General features: G+C 66.6%; 21 protein-coding genes. 2 read left to right on the top strand and 19 right to left on the bottom strand.

The window, feature by feature from the left end:
- Positions 1–73 precede the first annotated feature (73 nt).
- The 7 genes from FHT09_RS05375 to accD all read right to left on the bottom strand — a co-directional run bounded on the left by FHT09_RS05375 (position 74) and on the right by accD (position 7,999).
- Positions 74–502, bottom strand: coding sequence for a group 1 truncated hemoglobin (locus tag FHT09_RS05375; RefSeq protein WP_104536837.1), 429 nt, complete (start codon positions 500–502; stop codon positions 74–76).
- The gene (locus FHT09_RS05370; RefSeq protein ID WP_104606023.1) at positions 502–1,374 is read right to left on the bottom strand and encodes a DUF3034 family protein; all 873 of its coding nucleotides are present in this window, start codon (positions 1,372–1,374) and stop codon (positions 502–504) included. Before FHT09_RS05370 ends, FHT09_RS05375 begins: the two co-directional genes overlap by 1 nt.
- Positions 1,374–3,737: an EAL domain-containing protein gene (locus FHT09_RS05365; RefSeq protein ID WP_104606022.1), complete on the bottom strand. Its 2,364-nt coding sequence runs from the start codon at positions 3,735–3,737 to the stop codon at positions 1,374–1,376. The genes FHT09_RS05370 and FHT09_RS05365 overlap by 1 nt, the downstream gene beginning before the upstream one ends.
- Positions 3,734–4,420, bottom strand: coding sequence for a methylamine utilization protein (locus tag FHT09_RS05360; RefSeq protein WP_104536832.1), 687 nt, complete (start codon positions 4,418–4,420; stop codon positions 3,734–3,736). Before FHT09_RS05360 ends, FHT09_RS05365 begins: the two co-directional genes overlap by 4 nt.
- 199 nt (positions 4,421–4,619) lie before the next feature.
- Positions 4,620–5,558: a 2-oxoglutarate and iron-dependent oxygenase domain-containing protein gene (locus tag FHT09_RS05355; protein ID WP_104536830.1), complete on the bottom strand. Its 939-nt coding sequence runs from the start codon at positions 5,556–5,558 to the stop codon at positions 4,620–4,622.
- A 124-nt stretch (positions 5,559–5,682) separates the two neighbouring features.
- On the bottom strand, positions 5,683–7,032 hold the full coding sequence (gene glmM, locus FHT09_RS05350; protein WP_104536828.1) for a phosphoglucosamine mutase: 1,350 nt from the start codon (positions 7,030–7,032) through the stop codon (positions 5,683–5,685).
- An 82-nt stretch (positions 7,033–7,114) separates the two neighbouring features.
- On the bottom strand, positions 7,115–7,999 hold the full coding sequence (accD, locus tag FHT09_RS05345) for an acetyl-CoA carboxylase, carboxyltransferase subunit beta (RefSeq protein ID WP_104536826.1): 885 nt from the start codon (positions 7,997–7,999) through the stop codon (positions 7,115–7,117).
- A gap of 279 nt (positions 8,000–8,278) precedes the next feature.
- Here accD and FHT09_RS05340 point away from each other — a divergent pair, with 279 nt between their 5' ends.
- Positions 8,279–9,031: a hypothetical protein gene (locus FHT09_RS05340; protein WP_146096481.1), complete on the top strand. Its 753-nt coding sequence runs from the start codon at positions 8,279–8,281 to the stop codon at positions 9,029–9,031.
- Between the two features lie 12 nt (positions 9,032–9,043).
- On the opposite strand, the gene trpA is transcribed toward FHT09_RS05340, so the two are convergent.
- From trpA to trpB, 3 genes are read right to left on the bottom strand one after another with little or no spacing between them, the layout of a single operon-like run.
- Positions 9,044–9,847: a tryptophan synthase subunit alpha gene (gene trpA / locus FHT09_RS05335; RefSeq protein ID WP_104606021.1), complete on the bottom strand. Its 804-nt coding sequence runs from the start codon at positions 9,845–9,847 to the stop codon at positions 9,044–9,046.
- Between the two features lie 39 nt (positions 9,848–9,886).
- On the bottom strand, positions 9,887–10,096 hold the full coding sequence (locus FHT09_RS05330; protein WP_104536822.1) for a hypothetical protein: 210 nt from the start codon (positions 10,094–10,096) through the stop codon (positions 9,887–9,889).
- Entirely contained in the window at positions 10,096–11,313 is a 1,218-nt protein-coding gene (gene trpB, locus FHT09_RS05325; RefSeq protein WP_104606020.1) for a tryptophan synthase subunit beta, read from the bottom strand. Before trpB ends, FHT09_RS05330 begins: the two co-directional genes overlap by 1 nt.
- A 106-nt stretch (positions 11,314–11,419) precedes the next feature.
- Here trpB and FHT09_RS05320 point away from each other — a divergent pair, with 106 nt between their 5' ends.
- Entirely contained in the window at positions 11,420–12,340 is a 921-nt protein-coding gene (locus tag FHT09_RS05320; protein WP_104606019.1) for a LysR family transcriptional regulator, read from the top strand.
- A gap of 133 nt (positions 12,341–12,473) precedes the next feature.
- Here FHT09_RS05320 and FHT09_RS05315 read toward each other — a convergent pair whose 3' ends face one another.
- From FHT09_RS05315 to prmB, 9 genes are all read right to left on the bottom strand, one after another.
- Positions 12,474–13,142: a phosphoribosylanthranilate isomerase gene (locus FHT09_RS05315; RefSeq protein WP_104536816.1), complete on the bottom strand. Its 669-nt coding sequence runs from the start codon at positions 13,140–13,142 to the stop codon at positions 12,474–12,476.
- Complete coding sequence (gene truA / locus FHT09_RS05310) at positions 13,139–13,912, bottom strand: tRNA pseudouridine(38-40) synthase TruA (RefSeq protein ID WP_104606018.1); 774 nt, start codon at positions 13,910–13,912, stop codon at positions 13,139–13,141. Before truA ends, FHT09_RS05315 begins: the two co-directional genes overlap by 4 nt.
- A 41-nt stretch (positions 13,913–13,953) precedes the next feature.
- Positions 13,954–14,340: a VOC family protein gene (locus tag FHT09_RS05305; protein ID WP_104606017.1), complete on the bottom strand. Its 387-nt coding sequence runs from the start codon at positions 14,338–14,340 to the stop codon at positions 13,954–13,956.
- Complete coding sequence (locus FHT09_RS05300) at positions 14,337–16,307, bottom strand: FimV/HubP family polar landmark protein (protein WP_181141299.1); 1,971 nt, start codon at positions 16,305–16,307, stop codon at positions 14,337–14,339. Before FHT09_RS05300 ends, FHT09_RS05305 begins: the two co-directional genes overlap by 4 nt.
- Positions 16,308–16,526: 219 nt before the next feature.
- Positions 16,527–17,552, bottom strand: coding sequence for an aspartate-semialdehyde dehydrogenase (locus tag FHT09_RS05295; RefSeq protein WP_104536811.1), 1,026 nt, complete (start codon positions 17,550–17,552; stop codon positions 16,527–16,529).
- 86 nt (positions 17,553–17,638) lie between these two features.
- Entirely contained in the window at positions 17,639–18,715 is a 1,077-nt protein-coding gene (locus tag FHT09_RS05290; RefSeq protein WP_104606016.1) for a D-glycerate dehydrogenase, read from the bottom strand.
- Positions 18,708–19,811 (bottom strand): chorismate synthase, encoded by a 1,104-nt coding sequence (aroC, locus tag FHT09_RS05285; RefSeq protein WP_104606015.1) that lies wholly within the window; start codon positions 19,809–19,811, stop codon positions 18,708–18,710. The genes FHT09_RS05290 and aroC overlap by 8 nt, the downstream gene beginning before the upstream one ends.
- Positions 19,801–20,289, bottom strand: a complete 489-nt coding sequence (locus FHT09_RS05280) for a hypothetical protein (protein ID WP_104606014.1) — start codon at positions 20,287–20,289, stop codon at positions 19,801–19,803. The genes aroC and FHT09_RS05280 overlap by 11 nt, the downstream gene beginning before the upstream one ends.
- The gene (gene prmB, locus FHT09_RS05275; protein WP_104536805.1) at positions 20,279–21,205 is read right to left on the bottom strand and encodes a 50S ribosomal protein L3 N(5)-glutamine methyltransferase; all 927 of its coding nucleotides are present in this window, start codon (positions 21,203–21,205) and stop codon (positions 20,279–20,281) included. The genes FHT09_RS05280 and prmB overlap by 11 nt, the downstream gene beginning before the upstream one ends.
- Positions 21,206–21,214: the final 9 nt, after the last annotated feature.

Genomic DNA, 21,214 nt, shown 5'->3' with positions numbered 1-21,214 from the left:
GTGGGTGGAAAGCTGCCGTCATGAGGATCGACCACGCGCGTCCATCACTGCGCGCGGCAGTGGTGCGACACCCTCAGTGATTGACGATGTCACCGTGCATGGCCGCCAGCCGCGCCAGCAGACGGTTCTGCGTGCGGCGCGGAATCTTGCGCTGATCCATCGCCCAGTTGAGATCCTCGACCAGCGCGTTGAAGTCGCCTTCGCGAATGGCCAGGTGCGCGTGCGCCTGCTGCATCGACTTGGCGGTATCCGGGCACGGGCCGTCGGCGACATGGCAGAACTTCTGCACCAGGCGCTCGTTGAGCATCACGATGTTGACGCGCGCGAACTTGTCGACGATGCGCTGGTCGTCGGCGATGCGCGACAGCATGGTTTCCACCAGCGCTTCGATACCGGCCTGCCCGCCGAGTTCGTCGTAGAGCGTGGGGCGCGGCTGCGTGGTGGCGCAGGCACTCATCAGCGCCAGCATGCACAGCAAGGGCCAGCGCAGCCGTCGATTCATCAGAACGCCACCTGCAGGGAAAGATAGGGGCCGCGTTGGTCGGTGAGCGTGGCGATGTCGCCAAGCTCGGCCCATGCCGCGGTCAGGGACACATGCTTGCTGGGAAACCAGGCCACGAATGCATCGCCCCAGGCCTGCTCGCGGGCGAAGCCGAGGTTGTCGGGTTTGTCGCGATACTCCACGCCGACCACCCACGCCGGCGACAGCACGACGGCGGCGCTCGCTTCGCCGACCAGCCGACGGGCGTTGCGACGATCGCCGCCGAAACCGAGCAAGCCGGTCTGATTGGCGCGGGTCGTGCGCAACGTGCCGTTGAGCAGCAGTTGATAGCCGCCCGCTGCCTGCAGGAACAAACGGCTGGCGCTGACATAGACGTCGGTGCCGTGATCGTCGCGCGCGCCGATCGCCAGCGGCAGCGCGCCATCGCGCAGGCGCTTGTACTGCACGCCCACACTGACCTGGGGCGCATGTCCGTAGACCAGATCGCCGTAGACCCGCAGCTTGGCGCCGAACACATCCTGGCCGAGCGCATTCCACGGCAGGCCCAGCCGATCTTGCAGGGTACCCAGATCCAGCCGTTGCCGCGCCAGCGAAAGTTCCAGCCGGTTACCGACCGTCAGCGCGGCACCCTGCACGTCGAGCCGGTAATCGCCGCTGTCCACATGCGTGGCGAACAGCACGCTGCCCAGTTCGTCGCGGGTGCCGTATCCCGACAGCGTGGCCCACGGCACGATGCCGCCACCGCTGCTGCCTTCGATCATGGACACGCCACCGGTGGCGAGCAGGCGCCCCTCGCCTGCGATCGCCGCCGCGGGTGCGACGCCCAGCCCGGCCAATGCCGCAGACAGCAGCGTGCCTCGCCACCTGTGCATCAATGCATCCCTGCTTGCGCCGTCGGCACCAGATCGAGTTGACGCATGCACCAGGCGATCAGCGGCACTTCCTCCAATGCGGGCGAATAGAGATAGCCCTGCACCATGTCGCAGCCGTAACCGCACAGCAGGCTCAGCGCGGTGGCGCTCTCTACGCCTTCGGCGATGACGCTCAAGCCGAGGTTATGGCCAAGATCGATCGTGCTGCGCACGATGAACGCATCGTCGGTGCCTTCGGCCAGCTGCATGACAAAGCTCTTGTCGATCTTCAATTCGTTCACCGGCATGCGCTTGAGCTGCGCCAACGAGGAGTAGCCGGTGCCGAAGTCGTCGATGGACAGACGTACGCCGACGCTGCGCAGCTGATGCAGCATGTGCAGGGCGGATTCGACATCGCGCATCAAGGCGCTTTCGGTCAGTTCCAGCGTGACCGACTGCGCCGGCACCGCGTGATGCTCCAGACGGCCACGCACGTAATCCGGCAAGCCGGGGTCGGACAGATCCAGTGCGGAGAGATTGATCGCCATGCCCAGCTCCAGCCCCTGCCTGCGCCATTGCGCCTGGCAGCGTAGCGCCTCGTCCAGCACGAAGCGGGTTAAGGGATGGATCACGCCGGAGTGCTCGGCCAAGGGAATGAATTCGTCCGGGCCGATCGCCCCGAGCGCCGGATGGTGCCAGCGCACCAGCACCTCCACCTGTTCGACGCGATCGTTGCGCAGGCAGATCTTGGGCTGAAAGCGCAAGGTCAGCTCATTGCCGCCGATGGCCTGGCGCAGGTCGCCGGTCAGGCGCAACCGGCGCAGATGCTGCTCGTCCTGACCCAGGCGATACACGCTGGCCCCGATGATGGTGGCGTTGCCGCCCTGGCGACGTGCGATGTCGGCGCGGCGCAACAAGGTGTCCGGATCGGCGCCGTGTTCGGGAATCAGGGCGATGCCGATGCTGGCTTCCAGCTGGATGCGCGCCTGCGGCAGCGCCAGCGGGCGGCGCAACTGCAGCAGCAAGCGCTGCGCATCCTGTTGCACGGTGGTGACGTCGGTCTGCGCCACCACCACCATGAATTCGTCGCTGCCCAGCCGCCCGACGAGATTGGGCTCCTGCACCACGTCGGCAAGGCGGCGGCCCGCCTCGATCAGGATCTGATCGGCGAAATCGTGGCCCAGGCTGTCGTTGAGCTCCTTGAAGCGTTCCAGATCCAGGATCAACACCGCCGCCGTGCCGCCGGAAGCCACGGTCTGGTCCACCACCTCCTTCAGCCGCTCCAGCAACCAGATGCGATTGGGCAGACCGGTCAAGGCATCGTGGCGCGCCTGATGCAGGATGCGCTGCTCGCGACTGGCGATCTGCTGCTGCATGCGCCCGAAGCTGTCGGCCAACTCGGCCAGTTCGCGCCCGGGTGGCACCTGGACCACAGTGTGATAATCGCCGCGTTGGATGCGCCGTGCTGCCTGTACCAGTTGTGCGACCGGCTGGCTGACGCTGCGCGCCACGAAGATCGCCACACCCAGCGCCGCAGCCGTCGCCAGACCGGCCAACAGCAGGATGCGCAATCTGAGGACGCGGTAGGGCTCCACCGCGCGATCCAGTGAGGCCTGCAGCGCGACCCGCACATGGCTGTCGCCCTGGATCGACCGCAGTTTGACCAGGTAACGCGACTCGGCCAGGGTCAACGCAACCGCCGCACCCTGCGCGCGTTGAGCGGCCGGCAACTGCTGCGCAAATTCGGCGCGCGCCGCCGGCTCCAGGGTGGAGGCCAGCACGCGCACCGGCGGACCATCGGTGAAGAAGGTCGCATCCAGCCCGGTGGTGGAACGGAAATCCTGCGCGAGACCGTCGCCGGATTCGTTGCCGATCGCGATCCAGCCTACCCGGCTCGGTGCCAGCACCTGCACCACCGCCAGCCGCACGATGCGTCGGTCCAATGCGACCACGCCGACCGCGTGCCCATCGCGCTGCGCCTGCTGCAGCAGGGTCTGCACCGCGCGCAGTTGCTCGGCTTGCGGCAGATCGGCGAGCCCGGTCAAGAATTCGCCATCCGGCGCCAGCAGCAGCGCGGTCTGGGCCGACATGCGCGCCGCGTGATTGCGCAATGCCGATTGCATGGTTGGCACATCGCCGCTGGCCACGGCGGCGCGAAAACCGAAATCGTCGGCCAGCACCGAGGCCGACTGCATCAGCTGTTCGTCGCGGCGCAGATTGATGCGTTGCCAGACGCGCTCGCCGATCCGCAGTTCTTCGTCGAGCTGCGCCTTGACGCTGCGCTCGGTGGCGACCTGCACGGCGATGAAGGTCAACGCCTGCGTGGCGAGCACGACCAGCACCAGAAAGGCCGCGATCCGGGTATGCAGGCGCATGGCCTTCATGGCTTCGGCGTCTTCGGGTCGGCGCGACGGAACTTGTCCTGCAGCGCACGCACGCGCGCATCCGGTGGCACCGCTGGCGCGACGCCGGTGGTCTGCAAGGTCACGCGCCGTTGCACAGCCTCGCGCGCAAGCGCCACCGGCTCGGCAAGCATGGCGCCCTTGATGCGCGGATGCCAGACCCGCAGTGTGTAGCTGCCTGCCGGCGCATCCAGCTGTACCCGACCGTCGCTGCCGGTCTTGCCGAAATACGGCGTGTCCATCACCACGATATAGCCCAGCATCCAGTCATGGATATTGCAGCCCACCGTTACCAGACCAGCCTGGTCGAAGCGCACCGGGGCCGCAGTGCTGCCCTGGAACAGCGGCAACTCGAACCGCTTTGCGGCTGAGAACGAATAGACCTGATGGCGAATCTGGTCGCTGTTGGGAAACCGCACCAGGGTGCCGGTGCGCACCGCCAGCACGGCAGGCACGAACTGCGAATTGACCTGGTCCATCTCCACGGTTCTGGGCGCCCCGGCGGCAACCGCACGAGCCGGCTCCAGACTCACCACCGCATCGACCAACATGCCGTTGCCATCGACCACGGTCACGCTGATCGGCGTTGCCGATGCGCAGCTTGCGGCGCAGGACGCCAGCAACCCCGCAACCGGGCCGATCCGTTTGAACCACTGCGTCCTCATGCGCCCCCCCGAGCTCTAATGCAATCGGCAGCGGCGCCAGGCGAATCCGACGTCGCGCTAGCGATCAGACTGGGTTATCGGCTGAGGTGAATGCAAGCTTTAACCAGACGCGAACAGAGCTTCATGAATCAAACTGTGCCAGCGGTCATTGCTTCTGCTGTAAGCGCAGCTGCTGCACGGGCTGGTCGCTGCGAACGTATCATTTCAGCTTGATTTCGCGCAGACGTTCTTCCAGAAAACCGTGCGCGGTGATCGGCTCGGGATAGCGGCTCGGATTGTCGGCGGTGATGCACGAAGGCAGCACGTCGATCAGGAAATCCGGATTGGGGTGCAGGAAGAACGGCACCGAATAGCGCGGCTTGCGCGCCTGTTCGCCCGGCGGATTGACCACCCGGTGGATGGTGGACGGATACACGTGGTTGGTCAGGCGCTGCAGCATGTCGCCGATGTTGACCACGATGGTGTCGGCATCGGCAGTGAACGGCACCCACTCGCCGTCGTTGGAGCGTACTTCCAGCCCGGCCGCGCTGGCACCGACCAGCAAGGTGATGAAATTGATGTCGCCGTGCGCCCCGGCGCGCACGTTGGGAATGTCGTCGCTGGTGATCGGCGGGTAGTGGATCGGCCGCAGGATCGAATTGCCGTTGTTGGTCTTGTCGACAAAGTAGTCCTGCGGCAGGCCGATATGCAGCGCCAGCGCCGACAGCACGCGCGAGCCCAGCTGGTCCAGCTGCTGGTACAGGCGATAGCCGCGCTCACGGAAACCGGGCACCTCTTCGGGCCACAGGTTCGGCGACATCACCGCGCGGTACGGCGAATCGTCCGTGATCTCGCGGCCGATGTGCCAGAACTCCTTCAGGTCGAAATGCTTGGAATCCTTGGCGGTCTCCACGCCGAACGCGGTATAGCCGCGCGCACCGCCGCTGCCTTCGACGTGATAGCGACGCTTGACCTGCTCAGGCAGCGCGAAGAACGCCTTGAACACGTCATACGCCGCGTCGATGTCGGCTTGCGCGATGCCGTGGTTGCGGATGCCGGCAAAGCCCCACTGCCGATAGGCCGCACCGAGCTCGGCGACGAAAGCGTCGCGGTCGCTGTCGAAACGGGTGATGTCCAGGGTCGGGATGCGGGCGCTCATACGGATATCTGCAGTTGAAGTCGGGAAGTCGAAAGGAAAGCCTGCCGCTCAGGACAGCAGGCGATACAGCAGGTAGAACGTCGCGGCCTTGGCAAAGACCACGCAGACACCAACGATCAGCGACTCACGCCGCGTCACGCACGGCTCCGGAGAGACGGTCGAGCGTGTCCTGCATCAGACCGGCGTCGTCGGCCTCCACGGTCACGCGCACCACCGGCTCGGTGCCGGAAGGACGCAGGAACGCACGCCCACGGCCCTGCACGGCGGTCTGCGCCTGCTGTAGCGCCTGCTGCACGCCGGCGGCCTCGACAATCGCCTTGGCGGCACCGCCGTCCAGCCGCACATTGACGGTCTTCTGCGGCACCTTGCTCAGACTGCCCAGTGCCTGGCGCAGGCTCTGTCCATCGCGCCCCAGCGCCTCGAGCACCTGCAACGCACTGACGATCCCATCGCCTGTTGTGGCGCGATCCAGACACAGCAGATGGCCGGAGGTTTCGCCGCCCAGCGTGCCGCCACCTTCGACCAGGGCCTGGTGCACATAGCGGTCGCCGACCTTGGCACGCTGGAACGGGATGTCCGATGCAGCCAGCGCCTGCTCCAGGCCGTAGTTGGTCATCAACGTGCCGACCACGGTGCCGGTAAGCCGGCCGCTGGCCTGCCAGGAACGCGCGAGCACGTACAGCAGATCGTCGCCATCGACCGGGTTGCCCTGGTCGTCGGCCATCAGCACGCGATCACCATCGCCATCGAAGGCGATGCCGAGCTGTGCACCGCTCTCGCGCACCTTGGCGGCGAGATTGTCGATATGGGTGGAGCCGACACCGGCATTGATATTGAGCCCGTCGGGTGCGGCACCGATGACGACCACGTCCGCACCCAGCTCGCGGAACAGCATCGGCGCGATGTGATACGTCGCGCCGTGTGCGCAGTCCAGCACCATCTTCAGGCCATGCAGGGTGAACCCGCGCGCCACGCTGGCCTTGCAGAACTCGATGTAACGGCCGATCGCATCGCGGGTGCGGATCGCCTTGCCCAGACGCTCCGATTCCACGGTGTGGAACGGCTCGTCCAGCGCGGCCTCGATCGACGCTTCGGTGGCGTCATCGAGCTTCTCGCCTTCGGCGGAAAAGAACTTGATGCCGTTGTCGTAGTGCGGATTGTGCGAGGCGCTGATCACCACGCCGGCATCGGCGCGCAGGGTGTTGGTCAGGAAGGCGATGGCCGGAGTCGGCATCGGGCCGATCAGCTGCACGTCGGCGCCGGCGGCGACCAGGCCGGCCTCCAGTGCGGCTTCGAACATGTAGCCGGAAATCCGGGTGTCCTTGCCGATCAGCACCAGCGGACGCTTGCTACGGCCACGGGTCAGCACGCGACCGAGCGCATTGCCCAGCCTCAGCACGAAATCGGCCGAGATCACGCCCTGCCCGACCCGACCGCGGATGCCGTCGGTTCCAAAATACTTGCGACTGCTCATGCGTTGCGGTGTTCCTGCCTACGGGTGGGCGCACACGCAGCAGCGCGTGCGAAGTTGTCGCGCGCGCGCGCAACCACCGGCCTCATGCAGCCGCGTCCTGCGGATGCGGCTGACGCATCATCATCGCGGTCAGATCGGCGATGCGGTCGCGCATTGCGCGACGATCGCAGATCTGGTCGATGGCACCGTGGTCGAGCAGGAACTCCGAACGCTGGAAGCCTTCCGGCAAGGTCTCGCGCACGGTTTGCTCGATCACGCGCGGGCCGGCGAAGCCGATCAACGCATGCGGCTCGGCGATATTGATATCCCCCAGCATCGCGAACGAGGCCGACACGCCACCGGTGGTGGGATGGGTCAGCACCGAGATGTACGGCAGGCCGGCCTCGCGCAGGCGACCGAGCGCAGCGGATGTCTTGGCCATCTGCATCAGCGAGAACAGGCCTTCCTGCATGCGTGCGCCACCGCTGGCGGAGAAGCACACGAACGGACAGCCGACTTCCAGCGCCACTTCGGCCGCGCGTGCGAAGCGCTCGCCGACCACCGAGCCCATCGAGCCGCCCATGAAGGCGAAGTCGAAGGCGGCGGCCACCAGCGGATTGCCCTTGAGCGTGCCGCGCATGGCGATCAGCGCGTCGTACTCGCCGCTGCTCTTCTGGCTGGCCTTGATGCGCTCGCCGTAGCGCTTCTGGTCCTTGAACTTGAGCACGTCGACCGGACCCAGCTGGGCGGCGATCTCGGTGGTTGCGGTGTCGGGATCGAACAGCGAATTCAGGCGCGCGCGCGCGCGGATGGCCATATGGTGGTCGCACTTGGGACACACCTCGAGGTTTTCCTCGAGCTCGGGGCCGTACAGCGCGCTGCCGCAGTTGCTGCACTTCTCCCACAGGCCCTCGGGGACGCTGCGCTTCTTGGCCGGGGTGTTCTCGGTGCGGATGCCGGAGGGCATCAATTTGCTGAGCCAGCTCATTCGATTCCGTAAAAGCACCCCTATGGGGCATCAGAATGCGGAGTGTAAACCAGCCCGGCGCCCGACGCTTTCGCAGACCTACGCGGCGAAACACCAGCAAGATAGTCGAGCGGACAGCCGCCGATCGGCACAGGCTTTTACAAGCAACACGATTATGATATTAGCGACCTGGCGCCCAGGGATCGGGGCTGGAGTGCTCCAGCAGCCATACGCCTGCTTAAATGCGTATCGCCCAAACGAAACAAGCCCCCTAGAAGCCTCAGTGAACAGGGATCGATCATGAAAACACCGGCATGCATTGCAGCTCTCTTACTCCTGGTCTCCGTTATCGGTAGCAGCCAAGCCCAAGTAAAGATGTGCGGAACTGAGACCAGCGCACAGCTTCCAAGCAAGACGACGTCGCGCATCAATCCAGATGGCTCGATGACAATAAGGGTACCTACTGACTGGTTCATGTTTACCCAGGAAAAAGGTGTCTGGGCAATCAGTCCGACCGCCGTCCTGACCTGCGCATGTCCTGGAGGATCTGGATGCAGCCCCACGTTACTTCCCAATGGTCAGACTTTCTGTGCAATGAGCTCAGACTGCACACAATGCAACCGTGGTGGAAGCACAGCGATGTACCCGGTTCGGCAGGATCAAATAGGTGCGACCTTTGCCAGTGCTGACGAAGTCAGAAGCTTGCCGCGGATCGATGCACGCCTGCTGTCGGTCCCCGACGTCAGAAAGGATCTACTTGCATTCAAAAAGACCCTGGACATTCCGGTGGACGCCAGCGGGCGCGATGCGGTGTGGATCCGTCTGTATGGTTATGTTGCACCGATGGATGTCCCCGATGGCTATCAGATCCCCATGACTGGCTCTGCAACTGAGAATATGGCACTAGGCTTGCTGGCAAGCCAATCCATTCAGGTCCCTTCTGCCGCAGTGAAATGTAGTTGCGCTAGCGGCGGAAGTTGCAAGCTTGAGTCCAATTTCGGGGTCAAGGTATGCAATGCAGCCGCGTGCGCAACCTGCAGCATGACGTATTGATCGTAGCGCGCATCAGCGATCCAGTGCCTGGCGCAACGGGGCTAGGAAGGCTTCGGCGCGTTCGCGGGCGCTGCGGACGTCGGCAGCTTCGGCCAGCGCGGCGACCAGGGCGCTGCCGACCACCACACCTTCGGCGTCGACGGCCATTGCGGCGGCGCTGGCAGCGTCCTTGATGCCGAAACCGGCCACCACCGGGGCCCCGGCACGCCGGCGCAGCTGGCGCAGGCGGTCGCTGGCGGCATGGGTGTCGAGCAGATTCGAGGCGCCGGTGACGCCGGCGAAGCTGACGTAGTACAGATAGCCCTGGGCGCTGCTGCACAGCATGTCCAGGCGCTCCTCGCCGGTGGTCGGCGACGCCAGTGCGATCAGGGCTAGGCCGACCTCGGTGAAGATGGCGCGGGTCTCGGCCGCTTCTTCGGGCGGCAGGTCGACCAGGAGCAGGCCATCCACTCCGGCAGCGACGGCGGCTTGCGCGAAGCGCCGGGTGCCGTGGATCTCGATCGGGTTGAGGTAGCCCATCAACACCACCGGCGTGGTGGCGTCTTCACGACGAAATTCGTGCACCGCCTCCAGCACGTAGGCCAGGCCGGCACCACGGCCCAGCGCGCGCTCGGAACTGCGCTGGATGGTGGGGCCGTCGGCCATGGGGTCGGAAAACGGCACGCCGAGCTCGATGACATCGGCACCGGCACGCACCAGCGCATGCATGACCGGTACGGTGGCTTCCAGCGACGGGTCGCCGGCAGTGATGAAGGGGATGAGCGCCTTGCGGCCATCAGCGCGCAGGCGCTGGAAGGTTTCGTCGATACGACGCATTGAAAGACCTTGCAAAAGTTTAGAGGCGGTACGACCGCTTCAATGGATGTCCTGGTACATGGCAGGCGGCAGTTCGGCCAATGCCTGGGCCTCGACCTCGAGGTCGAAACTGTCCAGGCAGCAGCCGCAGCCGCTGTTCTCCGAGCAGGTACGGATCTGCGGCGCCCAGCGGTCGAGCCAGGCGAGCAGCAGCTCCTGTTCGCCTGGCTGGTCGGCCAGCGCGGTCACGGTGACGCGCCGCAGTGGCATCAGACCTGCACGCCTTCGCGCGCAGCGATGGTGTGCACGTCCTTGTCGCCACGGCCGGACAGGTTGCACAGGATCAATGCGTCCTTGGGCATCTCGCGCGCGAGCTTGATCGACTGCGCCACTGCATGGCTGGATTCGAGTGCGGCCAGGATGCCTTCGGTATGCGCCAGCAGGTGGAAGGCGGCCATCGCTTCGTCGTCGGTGATGCCCTGATAGACCGCGCGGCCGCTGTCGGACAGAAACGAATGCTCAGGGCCCACGCCCGGGTAATCCAGACCGGCGGAGATCGAATGGGTTTCGGTGATCTGGCCGTCGTCGTCGCAGATCACATAGGTGCGGTTGCCATGCAGCACACCGGGGCGCCCGGCCGCGATCGACGCCGCATGGCGGCCGGAGGCGATGCCGTCGCCGGCCGCTTCGGCGCCGTAGATCCTGACGCCTGGGTCGTTGAGGAAGGCATGGAACAGGCCGATCGCGTTACTGCCGCCGCCGACGCAGGCGCTGATCGCATCCGGCAGGCGGCCGAAGTCTTCCAGCATCTGCGCGCGCGCTTCGCGGCCGACAATCGCGTTGAAGTCGCGCACCATGCGCGGATACGGATCCGGGCCGGCCACGGTGCCGATGATGTAGAAGGTGTCCTGCACGTTGGTGACCCAGTCGCGCATCGCCTCGTTGAGCGCATCCTTGAGCGTGGCCGAGCCGGAGGTCACCGGGATCACCGTGGCACCCAACAACTTCATGCGGTAGACGTTGATCTTCTGCCGCTCGATGTCGGTGGTGCCCATATAGACCACGCACTCCAGGCCCAGCCGCGCGGCCACCGTGGCACTGGCCACGCCATGCTGGCCGGCGCCGGTCTCGGCGATGATGCGGGTCTTGCCCATGCGGCTGGCCAGCAGGGCCTGGCCGATGGTGTTGTTGATCTTGTGCGCGCCGGTGTGGTTGAGGTCCTCGCGCTTGAGCAGGATCTGCGCCCCACCCACTTCGCGGCTCAGGCGCTCGGCGTGATAGATCGGGCTGGGCCGGCCGACGTAATGCTTGAGATCCTTGTCGTACTCGGCAATGAAGGCCGGGTCCTGGCGCGCCTGGTCGTATGCGGCAGCCAGCTCCTGCAATGGGCCGATCAATGTCTCGGCGACGAACCGGCCCCCGAACTTGCCGAAGTGGCCGGCAGCGTCCGGATAGGCGTGAAAGTCACTGATGGGCTGGGCCGACATGGGAATCCTCTGCAGCGATGCGGTCATACAAGAGGCATTACTGTAGCGCAGCCACGGCGCGCGATAAATCGATAAGATTGCTGCAACCTGTGATCTGGACTCACATATGAGCACACTGCTTCCGCCACTGGCAGCGCTGCGCGCGTTCGAATCCGCCGCGCGTTTGCAGAGTGTCAGCCGGGCCGCGCAGGAGTTGCACGTGACCCATGGCGCCATCAGCCGGCACATACGTTCGCTGGAACAGGCGCTGGGCGCGGCGCTGTTTACCCGTCAGGGCCGCGGCCTGGCGCTGACGCCTGCCGGCGTCCGGCTGCGCGATGCGACCGGCGAAGGCTTTGCGCTGATCGGCGACACCTGGGCCGCGTTGCGCCGCCCCACCAGCGAGGCGCCGCTGGTGCTGGGCTGCTCGGGCAGCCTGCTCGCGCGTTGGGTCATCCCGCGGCTGGGCCGGCTGCAGCGGGATCTGCCGCAGGTGCGCCTGCACCTGTCGGCCAACGAGCAGGCGCCCGGCCCGGACCTGGATGGCCTGGATGCGGCACTGCTGCTGGACACCCCGCCATGGCCAGGCGACTGGCAGGTGCACGAGCTGGGGGTGGAGTGGATCGGTCCGGTGCTGAGCCCGCAGCTGGCATCGGCGACACAGCTGGCCGGCAAAGCGCCTGCCGCCCTGCTCGATCACGCCTTGCTGCACACCCGCTCGCGCCCGCAGGCCTGGCCGGAATGGGCGCAAAGCCACGGCCTGGCACCCGAGGCGCTGCGCTTCGGCACCGAATTCGAACATCTGGTCTACTTGCTGGAAGCCGCCGCCGCCGGCCTGGGCGTGGCGATCGCACCGCAACCGCTGGTTGCCGCGGACCTGGCCGCCGGACGCCTGCTGGCGCCGTGGGGCTTCACGCCAACCCGCGGCCGCTGGGTGCTGTGCGCCGCAAGGCGCAACCCCGACCCGCGCATCGAACAGCTTGCCGGCTGGTTGCGTAGCGCACTTTCAGAAGATCAGCAGCGCACCAAGGATGCCGCAAGCGCGTGATTGGAACGCTCAGTGGTCGGAGAAACTACGACCAAGCAATCAATCACCGGGAATTGGATAACCCAAGAGTAATCAACACAACCAGGCAGACTGCCCCCTCCGATTCCCCAATCCCGATTCCCGATTCCCCAACTCACCCCATCTCATGACAATCGGCCCGGCGCACCTCTTCGACGAACTTGCGCATCATGTGGCCGTCCTTGATGCCGGGCGCCAGTTCCACGCCGCTGGACACGTCCACGCCCCACGGCAGCGTTGCCACGATCGCATCGAACACGTTATCGGCGGTGATGCCGCCGGCCAGCAGAAACGGGCGATGCAGGCCGGTGGGCAGGCGCGACCAATCGAAGGTCTTGCCAGTACCGCCGCCCGCGCCAGGCGCATGGCTGTCGAACAGGAAACCGGCGGTGTTGGGATAGGCGAGCTGCAAGGTCCGCGCGTTGGCGTCCTCGCCGTTGGTCCCGCCGCTGCCCATCGGCACCGCCTTGAGATACGGCAGGTTGAAGCTGCGGCAGAACGCGTCGTCTTCCTCGCCATGGAACTGCAGCAAGGTCGGGCGCACCGTGCGCACCACCTCGCGCACTTCTTCCTTGGAATTGTTGCGGAACAGCGCTACCACATCGACCATCGGCGCGGTGGCCTGACGCATCGCACGCGCCTCGGCCGGCGCCACGCGGCGCGGGCTGCCATGCGCAAAGATGAAACCTACCGCGTCCACACCCAGCTCGCCGGCCAGTCGGATATCACCGGCGCGGGTCATGCCACAGAACTTGATGCGGGTGCGGTACAGCGATCGATTCATTGGGTTACCTCAGCGGGCAGATGCCACTCTGCGGGATACAGCGGCCCGATGAAGACCAGGCCTTGTGGCGGCGCTGTCGGCCCCGCCACCGTGCGGTCGCGGCCGGCCAGCAACGTCGCGATCCAGTCGCCCGGTTGTTCCCCGGTTCCGATCAGGATCAGCGAACCAACAATATTCCGCACCATGTGATGAAGGAATGCATTGGCCTGGACCTGCACTTCCACCACCTCGCCGATGCGGTGCACGCTGATGGCCTGCAGGTTGCGGCGTGCGTGCAGGGCCTGGCATTGCACGCTGCGGAATGCGCTGAAGTCGTTCTCGCCCAGCAAGGCCTGCGCGGCAGCGTGCATGGCATCGGCATCCAGCGGGCGCCGTTCCCAGCTCAAGGTGTGACGATACAGCGCCGGGCGTATCTGCCGATTGAGCAGGCGATACCGGTAGCGGCGTGCGCGTGCGGAAAACCGCGCATGGAAGTCGGCCGCGGCCGGCACGCACCAGCGCACCGCGATCGAAGGCGGCAGGCGCGCGGTGGTGCCCAGCATCCAGCCACGCGGCGCGCGGTGCGCGTCGCTGTCGAAATGCACCACCTGGCATTCGCCGTGCACGCCGGCATCGGTGCGGCCTGCGCACACCACCTGCACCGGGGCATCGGCCACCGAGGACAGCGCCGCCTGCAGGCTGGCCTGTACGCTCGGCCCGCCATGTTCACCCAACTGCTGCCAGCCCTGGAACTCGCTGCCGTCGTACTCCACGCCCAGCGCGTAACGCATCGGAACCCTGCCTATTGTCGAATCGATGGAGCGTGCGCGGACTAGCTGACCGCGCGCTCGGACCACACCGCCAGCGTATTACCGCCCGGCTCGCGGAAATGAAACCGGCTGCCGCCGGGAAAGCCGAACACCGGCTTGACGACCTCGCCACCGGCCGCGCGAACGCGCTCGGCCATGGGCTCCAGCGCGTCGGCATACAGCACGACCAATGGGCCAGCGTCTGCTGGCGCTGCGCCAATGGCGCGATAGAAGCCACCGTCCAGACGGCCGTCGTTGAAGGCCAGATAATCCGGGCCATAGGCCTGAAACTGCCAGCCGAACACGGCTTCGAAAAAGGCGCGGCTGGCCTCCAGATCGAGCGAGGCGAATTCCACGTAGTCGATGCGGCGCTCGCGTGCGGCGGCCATGCTGTCCAGCGCCAAGCTCATGCCAGGCGTTCCAGCAGTTCGGCGGCCTCGGCGCGGGTGGCCTCGTCGCCGGTTGCGGCGACTTCCAGCAGCAGACCACGCGCGGTGTCCCTGTCGCCGAGATCCATGTAGGCAACCGCCAGTTCCAGACGATCGCGCCCAGCCGAGATGAACTCTCTGCTGGTCACCGCACTGGGCGCAGCGACGGGAGCAATGGCTGCCGGATCGACATCCAGGCTGTCCTGCGCGGCGACAGCTGCGGAGGGCACGCCCGGCGGGAGATCGTTGCTGGCATATGCAGCGCCTGCAAGCTGCCGCTCGCCGCCTTCCGGTTCTGCGTGCGCGGACGTCGTCTGCTCCGGCACCGAATCCTGCGGCGCAACGAACTCCGGCTGCACGACTGGAGGAGCTGGCGGCGTTGCACGCAACGAGCGCCAATCCTCGCTGGCGACCACCGGCGGCGCTGCGACAGACTCGGACAGCAGCGGCTCGCGACGCAGCACATCGGACAGCGGTTGCTGCGTCTGATAGGCGCGTTCTTCTTCGCGCAGATCGGACTGCTCGAATTCGGGTTCGTGCAGTACATCGTGCTCGCTGGGCACAGTGGCCTGCGCATCGTCCTGCGGCTCGGCGGCGTCTGCCGCAGCCCCGACAGGCACGAAATCGAACTGACGCCGCGGCAACGGCGGCAGCGGCGAGGGTTTGCGCCGGCGCGCCGCCAGCCAGGCGACGACCGCCGCGACGATCAACACCAGGCCACCGATCAGCCATAGCGGAAACCCGCTGCCATGCTGAGCCGCGGCCGGCGTCTGCGACAGCCGCTTCTGCGCGGCCGCCAGGTCGGTGTCCTTCATGGCGATCAGGGCTTGTTGTTGCTGCTTGAGTTTTTCCAGATCGGCCACGCGGGTGCGCAGATCCTGCAGTTCCGCATCGCGGGTGGCGATGTCTTCCCTGGCCTGTTGCAACTGTTGGTTGGCCGCCATGTCGCCCTCGCCTTCGGCGCTGGTGCCGGACGTAGCGCCGGCGGTATTGGTCTGACTCGCCACTGCAGGGGCGATCTCGAGCCGCGCGCCGGCACCTGCCGACGTCGCAGCTGCGGCAGGCGCAGGCGTTGCAGCGGCAGCGCCGGCCTCGGCCGGCTGCGGAATCGCCGAGCGCGCCTGTCGCCACTGCGCGGCCTGCTCGCGCACCATCACCGCCGCTTCGGCGGCGCCGACCTGCGCCAACGCATCTTCCTGCGGGGTGCGCAGCACTGCGCCCTGCTTCAACCGATTGATGTTGCCGCCGATGAAGGCGTCCGGGTTGGTGCGCAGCAGCGCCAGCATGGTCTGGTCGAGCGAATGTCCGCTGGAACGGGCCACGGCGGCAGCGATCTCCGACAAGGTCTGGCCCGAGCGTACTGCCGGCAACGCATCGCCGGCCGGCACCTGCGCGGCAGCGCGTGTGCTGGAACGTGCGCCGGGCGCCACCGTGTCGGCAGCCTGCCCAGCGCGTTCCGCGGCGGTTGCGGGCGCGGCGGCCGGCGCGCGTGCGATGGCGTTGCTGGCCCCGGCGCGCGGCGCCTCGATGCCTGGCTCGGCAATCGCCGCGGCGGTGTTGGGCGCATCGACCAGTGCGGAGTATTCGCGCACCAGCCGGCCCTGGCCCCACTCCACCTCGATCAGGAAGTTGATTGCCGGCTGCTCCACGGCCTGGCTGCTGGTCACGCGGATCACCGCACGCCCGCGCGCGTCCTGCGCGAACTGGAATTGCAGGTTGCTGACCAGGCCCTGCGGGCGCTCTAGGCCGACCCGTGCGAACGTGGTGGCCGATGCCAGCGCCACGCGTGCGTTGTCGAGTTCGCCCGGCTCGTTGGAGATGACCGGAATTTCGGCCACCAATGGCTGCCCGGGCCTGGATAGCACCCGGATATCGCCCAAGCCCAATGCCATGGCAGCGCCGCTGCAGGCCATCAGCAGCAGCGCACCTATCCCTTGTATCGGACGCATCGCGCCCCCGCCCCTATGTTTCATGGGCATCAATATAGCCGCTGCATGAGCGAAAAAGTCGGCGACCGGACGCAGAGCGCACATGCCGCCGCGATGCCGCGGTGCGATATCCATGCAGCAGGCCATCGACAACGCATTGGCAGGAGCGCGCTTGCGCGCGAGGAGGCATCACAGGGAAACTCCGTCGCGCCCCAGCGCGCTCCTACGGAACTACCGCGCTCAGCCTTCCTGTGCGACCAGCTCGGCCAGCTGCACGGCGTTGAGCGCGGCGCCCTTGCGGATGTTGTCCGAGACGATCCACAGATTCAGGCCGCGCGGATGCGACAGGTCCTCACGGATACGGCCGACGAACACCGCGTCCTTGCCGGAGGCATGCGTGACCGGCGTCGGATAGCCGCCGGGCTTGCGTTCGTCCACCACTTCCACGCCGGGCGATGCAGCCAGCAGCGCGCGCGCGTCTTCGACGCCGATCTTGTCGCGGGTTTCGATCGCCACCGCTTCGGAGTGACCGTAGAACACCGGCACGCGCACCGCGGTGGGATTCACCTGGATGGAGTCGTCGCCCAGGATCTTGCGCGTCTCCCAGACCAGCTTCATCTCTTCCTTGGTGTAGCCGTTGTCCTGGAAGTCGTCGATGTGCGGAATCAGGTTGAAGGCGATCTGCACCGGGAAGCGTTGCGGGTCGATCTGCTGGAAGCTCAGCAGCTCGCTGGTCTGCTTGCCCAGCTCTTCCATCGCCGAGCGCCCGCCGCCGGAGACCGACTGGTAGGTGGCCACATTGATGCGCTCGATACCGTACTTGCGGTGGATCGGGCCGAGCGCGACCAGCATCTGCATGGTCGAGCAGTTGGGGTTGGCGACGATGCCGCGCGGGCGCTGCTTCAGCGCTTCGGGATTGACCTCCGACACCACCAGCGGCACGTCGTCGTCGTAGCGGAACGCGGAGGAATTATCGATCACCACCGCGCCGGCGGCGGCGAACTTGGGGCCGTACTCCTTGGACACGCTGCCGCCTGCGGAGAACAGCGCGATGTCCACCCCGGTGGGATCGAAGTCGGCCAGATCCAGCACATCGACCTTGCCGCCATTGAACTCCACCTGCCCGCCTGCCGAACGCGAAGAGGCCAGCGCGTACAGGGTGGCGACCGGGAAGTTGCGCTCGGCCAGGATGCTCAGCATGGTTTCGCCGACAGCGCCGGTGGCGCCCACGACCGCGACGTTGAAACGACGGTTTTCGTTGCTCATGAGATTGTCTTTATCGAATAAGGAAAGAAGGGAACGCGCTTGCGCAGTGGGTTCGGGGAACCTCCAAAGCTGGCCGCGGAGGTTCCCTATCGTTTGGTCGTGATGGTTTTGCCGGCGCCGGTGCTGGTCGCTTCGCCAGCGCGCGCGCCGCCCTGTTTGGCAGCAGCCACTGCATCGGCATTCAGCGCGCTCGGCGGATGGCCGGCATTGGGGCCCTTGCCCAGCGCGGCAATCAGGTTGTCCACCGCCAGCTGCACCATCGCGCGGCGCGTGGCCAGGCTGGCGCTGCCGATATGCGGGGTGAGCACGACGTTGCGCAGGGCAAGCAGTTCGGGACGGACGGCCGGCTCGCCTTCGTAGACATCCAGGCCGGCACCGGCCAGACGCCCGTTGGCGAGCGCATCGGCCAGCGCGATTTCATCGACCAGGCCGCCGCGCCCGATATTCACCAGCGTGGCGGTGGGGCGCATCTTGCCCAGCGCCGCGGCATCGATGATGTGGTGCGAGTCCTTGCTGTAAGGCAGCACCAGCACCAGGTGATCGGCCTGCGCCAGCAACGTATCGCGGTCCACGTACTGCGCGCCGAGCGCCTGTTCGGTGGCGGCCGGCAGCTGGCTGCGATTGTGGTACAGCACGCGCATGCCGAAGCCGTGCGCGCCGCGGCGGGCGATGCCCTGCCCGATCCGGCCCATGCCCAGGATGCCCAGCGTGCTGCCGTGGAGATCGGCACCAAGCATGGTCTTGAACGACCACTGCCCCCACTGCCCGTCGCGCAGCCAGCGCTCGGCCTCGGTGATGCGGCGCGCGGTGGCCATCAGCAAGGCAAAGCCGAGATCGGCCGTGGTCTCGGTCAGGACATCCGGGGTGTTGCTGGCCAGGATGCCGGCTGCGCTGAGCGCATCCAGATCCAGGTTGTTGTAACCCACGCCGACGTTGGCGATCGCGCGCAGTTGCGGCGCAGAGGCGATTTCCGCCGCGCCGATACGCTCGTTGAGGGTGATCAGCGCACCGTCCAGCGACGCCAGCCGCGCAGCCAGCTCGGCCGGCGAATACGCGGTGACGCGCGCAGTGGTGGTCAGCTCGAAATGCTCGCCCAGCTGCGCGACGACATCGTCGAACAGCGGCTGGCTGACCCACACCTTGGCGCGTGGCGACTCAGACATCGGCCTGACCGGGAATGCGTGGCGCCACCTCGCCGACATCGCCGCACTGGGCGCGATGACGCAAGGCCTGGTCCATCAACACCAGCGCCATCATCGCCTCGGCGATCGGGGTGGCGCGGATGCCGACGCAGGGGTCGTGGCGGCCGGTGGTGATCACATCGACCACCGCGCCGTCCGCATCCACGGTCGCGCCGGGCAGGCGCAGGCTGGAAGTCGGCTTGAGCACCATCGAGGCGGTGATCGCCTGGCCGGTGGAAATGCCGCCCAGGATGCCGCCGGCATGATTGCTGAGAAAGCCTTCCGGGGTGATCAGGTCGCGGTGTTCGGTGCCCTTCTGCGCGGCGCTGGCGAAGCCGTCGCCGATTTCCACGCCCTTGACCGCATTGATACTCATCAAGGCGGCGGCCAGTTCGGCATCGAGCTTGCCGTAGATCGGCTCGCCCCAGCCCGCCGGCACGCCACCGGCCACCACGTCCACGCGCGCGCCGACCGAGTCGCCGGACTTGCGCAGCGCGTCCATGTAGGTCTCCAGCTCCGGTACCTGCTCGGCATGCGGCCAGAAAAACGGATTGTCCTCGACCGCATTCCAGTCGAAACCGGTCGGGCGGATCTCGCCCAGCTGCGATAGAAATCCGCGCACCAGCACGCCGTAGCGCTGCTTGAGCCACTTCTTGGCGATCACCCCCGCGGCCACACGCATGGTGGTCTCGCGCGCGGACGAACGCCCGCCGCCGCGCGGATCGCGGATGCCGTACTTCTGCCAATAGGTGTAGTCGGCGTGCCCGGGACGGAACTGCTGGGCAATGTTGCTGTAGTCCTTGCTGCGCTGATCGGTGTTGCGGATCAGCAGGCCGATCGGCGTGCCGGTGGTGCGGCCTTCATAGACGCCGGACAGGATCTCGATCTCGTCGGCTTCGCGGCGTGCCGAGGTGTGCCGGCTCTTGCCGGATGCACGCCGCTGCAGATCGCGGGTGAATTCTTCCGGTGCGATCTCCAGGCCCGGCGGGCAACCGTCGACCACGCAGCCGATCGCCGGCCCGTGCGACTCGCCGAAGGTGGTGACCGTCAACAGGCGGCCGAAACTGTTACTGCCCATGACGGCATCCTCTCAACATTGCAGCAGGTGGCGTGGCGCGCAGGATGCGCGGCAGGTGACGTGCCGCCACCAGCATCGGTGCCACCGCGAACAGGCCGCTGAACACCAGCGCAAAGACATCCAGCTTAATGCGCCCACTCAGCAGCCAATCGGCGAGCAGGTGCAGCGCAACGCCAGTTCCGACCAGCAGGCCGAGTGCCACAATGAGCGTGCGGCGCCGATGCGCACGCAAGGCCGCATCCGAACTGACCACCACGATCCACGCCGACACCAGGCCGAAAAACGCCATCAGGCCGAAGCCGATCTCCGCCCCCGCCCTCAACAAGCGCTGTGGCAAGGGACCGCCGTACATCGGGTCGAACAGGCGGTACACCACGTCGATCAAACTGAGCGGAATGCCGACGCCGAAGATGGACACCGGCACCAGCAACAGCAGATCGCTCAGCTGCGGCCGCGCGATGGACGACTCAGCGCGCACTGGCCAGCTCGGCGATGCGCGCGCCGTGCGCGACCAGCTCGCGGCATTCGACCGCGAAGATGCCCATCTGCCCGACCTTGAACTCGACCCAGGCCAGATCCACTTCCGGCAGCAGCTTGATCAGGTGCTGCTCGGACTCGCCCACTTCGCAGATCAGCAGGCCATCTTCGCTGAGGTGCTGCGGCGCATCGCGCAGGATCTTCAGCACCAGATCCAGGCCGTCGTCGCCGGCACGCAGACCCAGCTCCGGCTCGTAGGAATACTCCTGCGGCAGTGCGTCGGTTTCGTCGTTGGTGACGTACGGCGGATTGGTGACGATCAGGTCGTACTGGCGGCCACCCAGCCCGGCGAACAGGTCCGACTTGAGCAGGGTGACATTGTCGGCATGCAGGCGCGCCTTGTTTTCGGCGGCCAGTGCCAGCGCGTCGTCGCTGATGTCCACGCCGTCCACGTCCCACTGCGGGTTGTAGTGGCCCATGGCGATCGCGATGCAGCCCGAACCGGTGCACAGGTCCAGCGCGCGGGTGACTTCGCGGCCGCCCAGCCAGGGCTCGAAGCCGGCCTCGATCAGCTCGGCGATCGGCGAACGCGGCACCAGCGCGCGCGCATCGCTCTTGAAACTCAGCCCGGCGAACCATGCCTCGCCGGTCAGGTACGCCGCCGGCACGCGCTCGTGGATGCGGCGCTCGAACAAGCCCAGCACCTGCTCCTTTTCCGAGCGCAGCAGGCGCGCCTGGCCATAGGCCGGCCCCAGATCGTGCGGCAGATGCAGGCTGTGCAGGACCAGTTGGGTGGCCTCGTCCAGCGCATTGTCGTAGCTATGGCCGAAGGTCAGACCGGCTGCATTGAAACGGCTGGTGCCGTAGCGGATCAGGTCGATGATGGTGTGCAGTTCGTCGGCCGCGGCGGCAGTCATGGCAACAAC

Origin of the sequence: Xanthomonas sp. CFBP 8152 (genome assembly GCF_014199025.1) — a bacterium.
Lineage (GTDB): Bacteria > Pseudomonadota > Gammaproteobacteria > Xanthomonadales > Xanthomonadaceae > Xanthomonas > Xanthomonas arboricola_B.
Note: the sequence above shows the minus strand (reverse complement) of the source record. Positions and strands in the feature narration are given on the sequence as shown.

Coding starts and splice junctions, on each gene's coding strand:
- FHT09_RS05375 (WP_104536837.1), bottom strand. CDS start 502: ATGAATCGACGGCTGCGCTGGCCCTTGCTGTGCATGCTGGCGCTGATG.
- FHT09_RS05370 (WP_104606023.1), bottom strand. CDS start 1,374: ATGCACAGGTGGCGAGGCACGCTGCTGTCTGCGGCATTGGCCGGGCTG.
- FHT09_RS05365 (WP_104606022.1), bottom strand. CDS start 3,737: ATGAAGGCCATGCGCCTGCATACCCGGATCGCGGCCTTTCTGGTGCTG.
- FHT09_RS05360 (WP_104536832.1), bottom strand. CDS start 4,420: ATGAGGACGCAGTGGTTCAAACGGATCGGCCCGGTTGCGGGGTTGCTG.
- FHT09_RS05355 (WP_104536830.1), bottom strand. CDS start 5,558: ATGAGCGCCCGCATCCCGACCCTGGACATCACCCGTTTCGACAGCGAC.
- glmM (WP_104536828.1), bottom strand. CDS start 7,032: ATGAGCAGTCGCAAGTATTTTGGAACCGACGGCATCCGCGGTCGGGTC.
- accD (WP_104536826.1), bottom strand. CDS start 7,999: ATGAGCTGGCTCAGCAAATTGATGCCCTCCGGCATCCGCACCGAGAAC.
- FHT09_RS05340 (WP_146096481.1), top strand. CDS start 8,279: ATGAAAACACCGGCATGCATTGCAGCTCTCTTACTCCTGGTCTCCGTT.
- trpA (WP_104606021.1), bottom strand. CDS start 9,847: ATGCGTCGTATCGACGAAACCTTCCAGCGCCTGCGCGCTGATGGCCGC.
- FHT09_RS05330 (WP_104536822.1), bottom strand. CDS start 10,096: ATGCCACTGCGGCGCGTCACCGTGACCGCGCTGGCCGACCAGCCAGGC.
- trpB (WP_104606020.1), bottom strand. CDS start 11,313: ATGTCGGCCCAGCCCATCAGTGACTTTCACGCCTATCCGGACGCTGCC.
- FHT09_RS05320 (WP_104606019.1), top strand. CDS start 11,420: ATGAGCACACTGCTTCCGCCACTGGCAGCGCTGCGCGCGTTCGAATCC.
- FHT09_RS05315 (WP_104536816.1), bottom strand. CDS start 13,142: ATGAATCGATCGCTGTACCGCACCCGCATCAAGTTCTGTGGCATGACC.
- truA (WP_104606018.1), bottom strand. CDS start 13,912: ATGCGTTACGCGCTGGGCGTGGAGTACGACGGCAGCGAGTTCCAGGGC.
- FHT09_RS05305 (WP_104606017.1), bottom strand. CDS start 14,340: ATGAGCTTGGCGCTGGACAGCATGGCCGCCGCACGCGAGCGCCGCATC.
- FHT09_RS05300 (WP_181141299.1), bottom strand. CDS start 16,307: ATGCGTCCGATACAAGGGATAGGTGCGCTGCTGCTGATGGCCTGCAGC.
- FHT09_RS05295 (WP_104536811.1), bottom strand. CDS start 17,552: ATGAGCAACGAAAACCGTCGTTTCAACGTCGCGGTCGTGGGCGCCACC.
- FHT09_RS05290 (WP_104606016.1), bottom strand. CDS start 18,715: ATGTCTGAGTCGCCACGCGCCAAGGTGTGGGTCAGCCAGCCGCTGTTC.
- aroC (WP_104606015.1), bottom strand. CDS start 19,811: ATGGGCAGTAACAGTTTCGGCCGCCTGTTGACGGTCACCACCTTCGGC.
- prmB (WP_104536805.1), bottom strand. CDS start 21,205: ATGACTGCCGCCGCGGCCGACGAACTGCACACCATCATCGACCTGATC.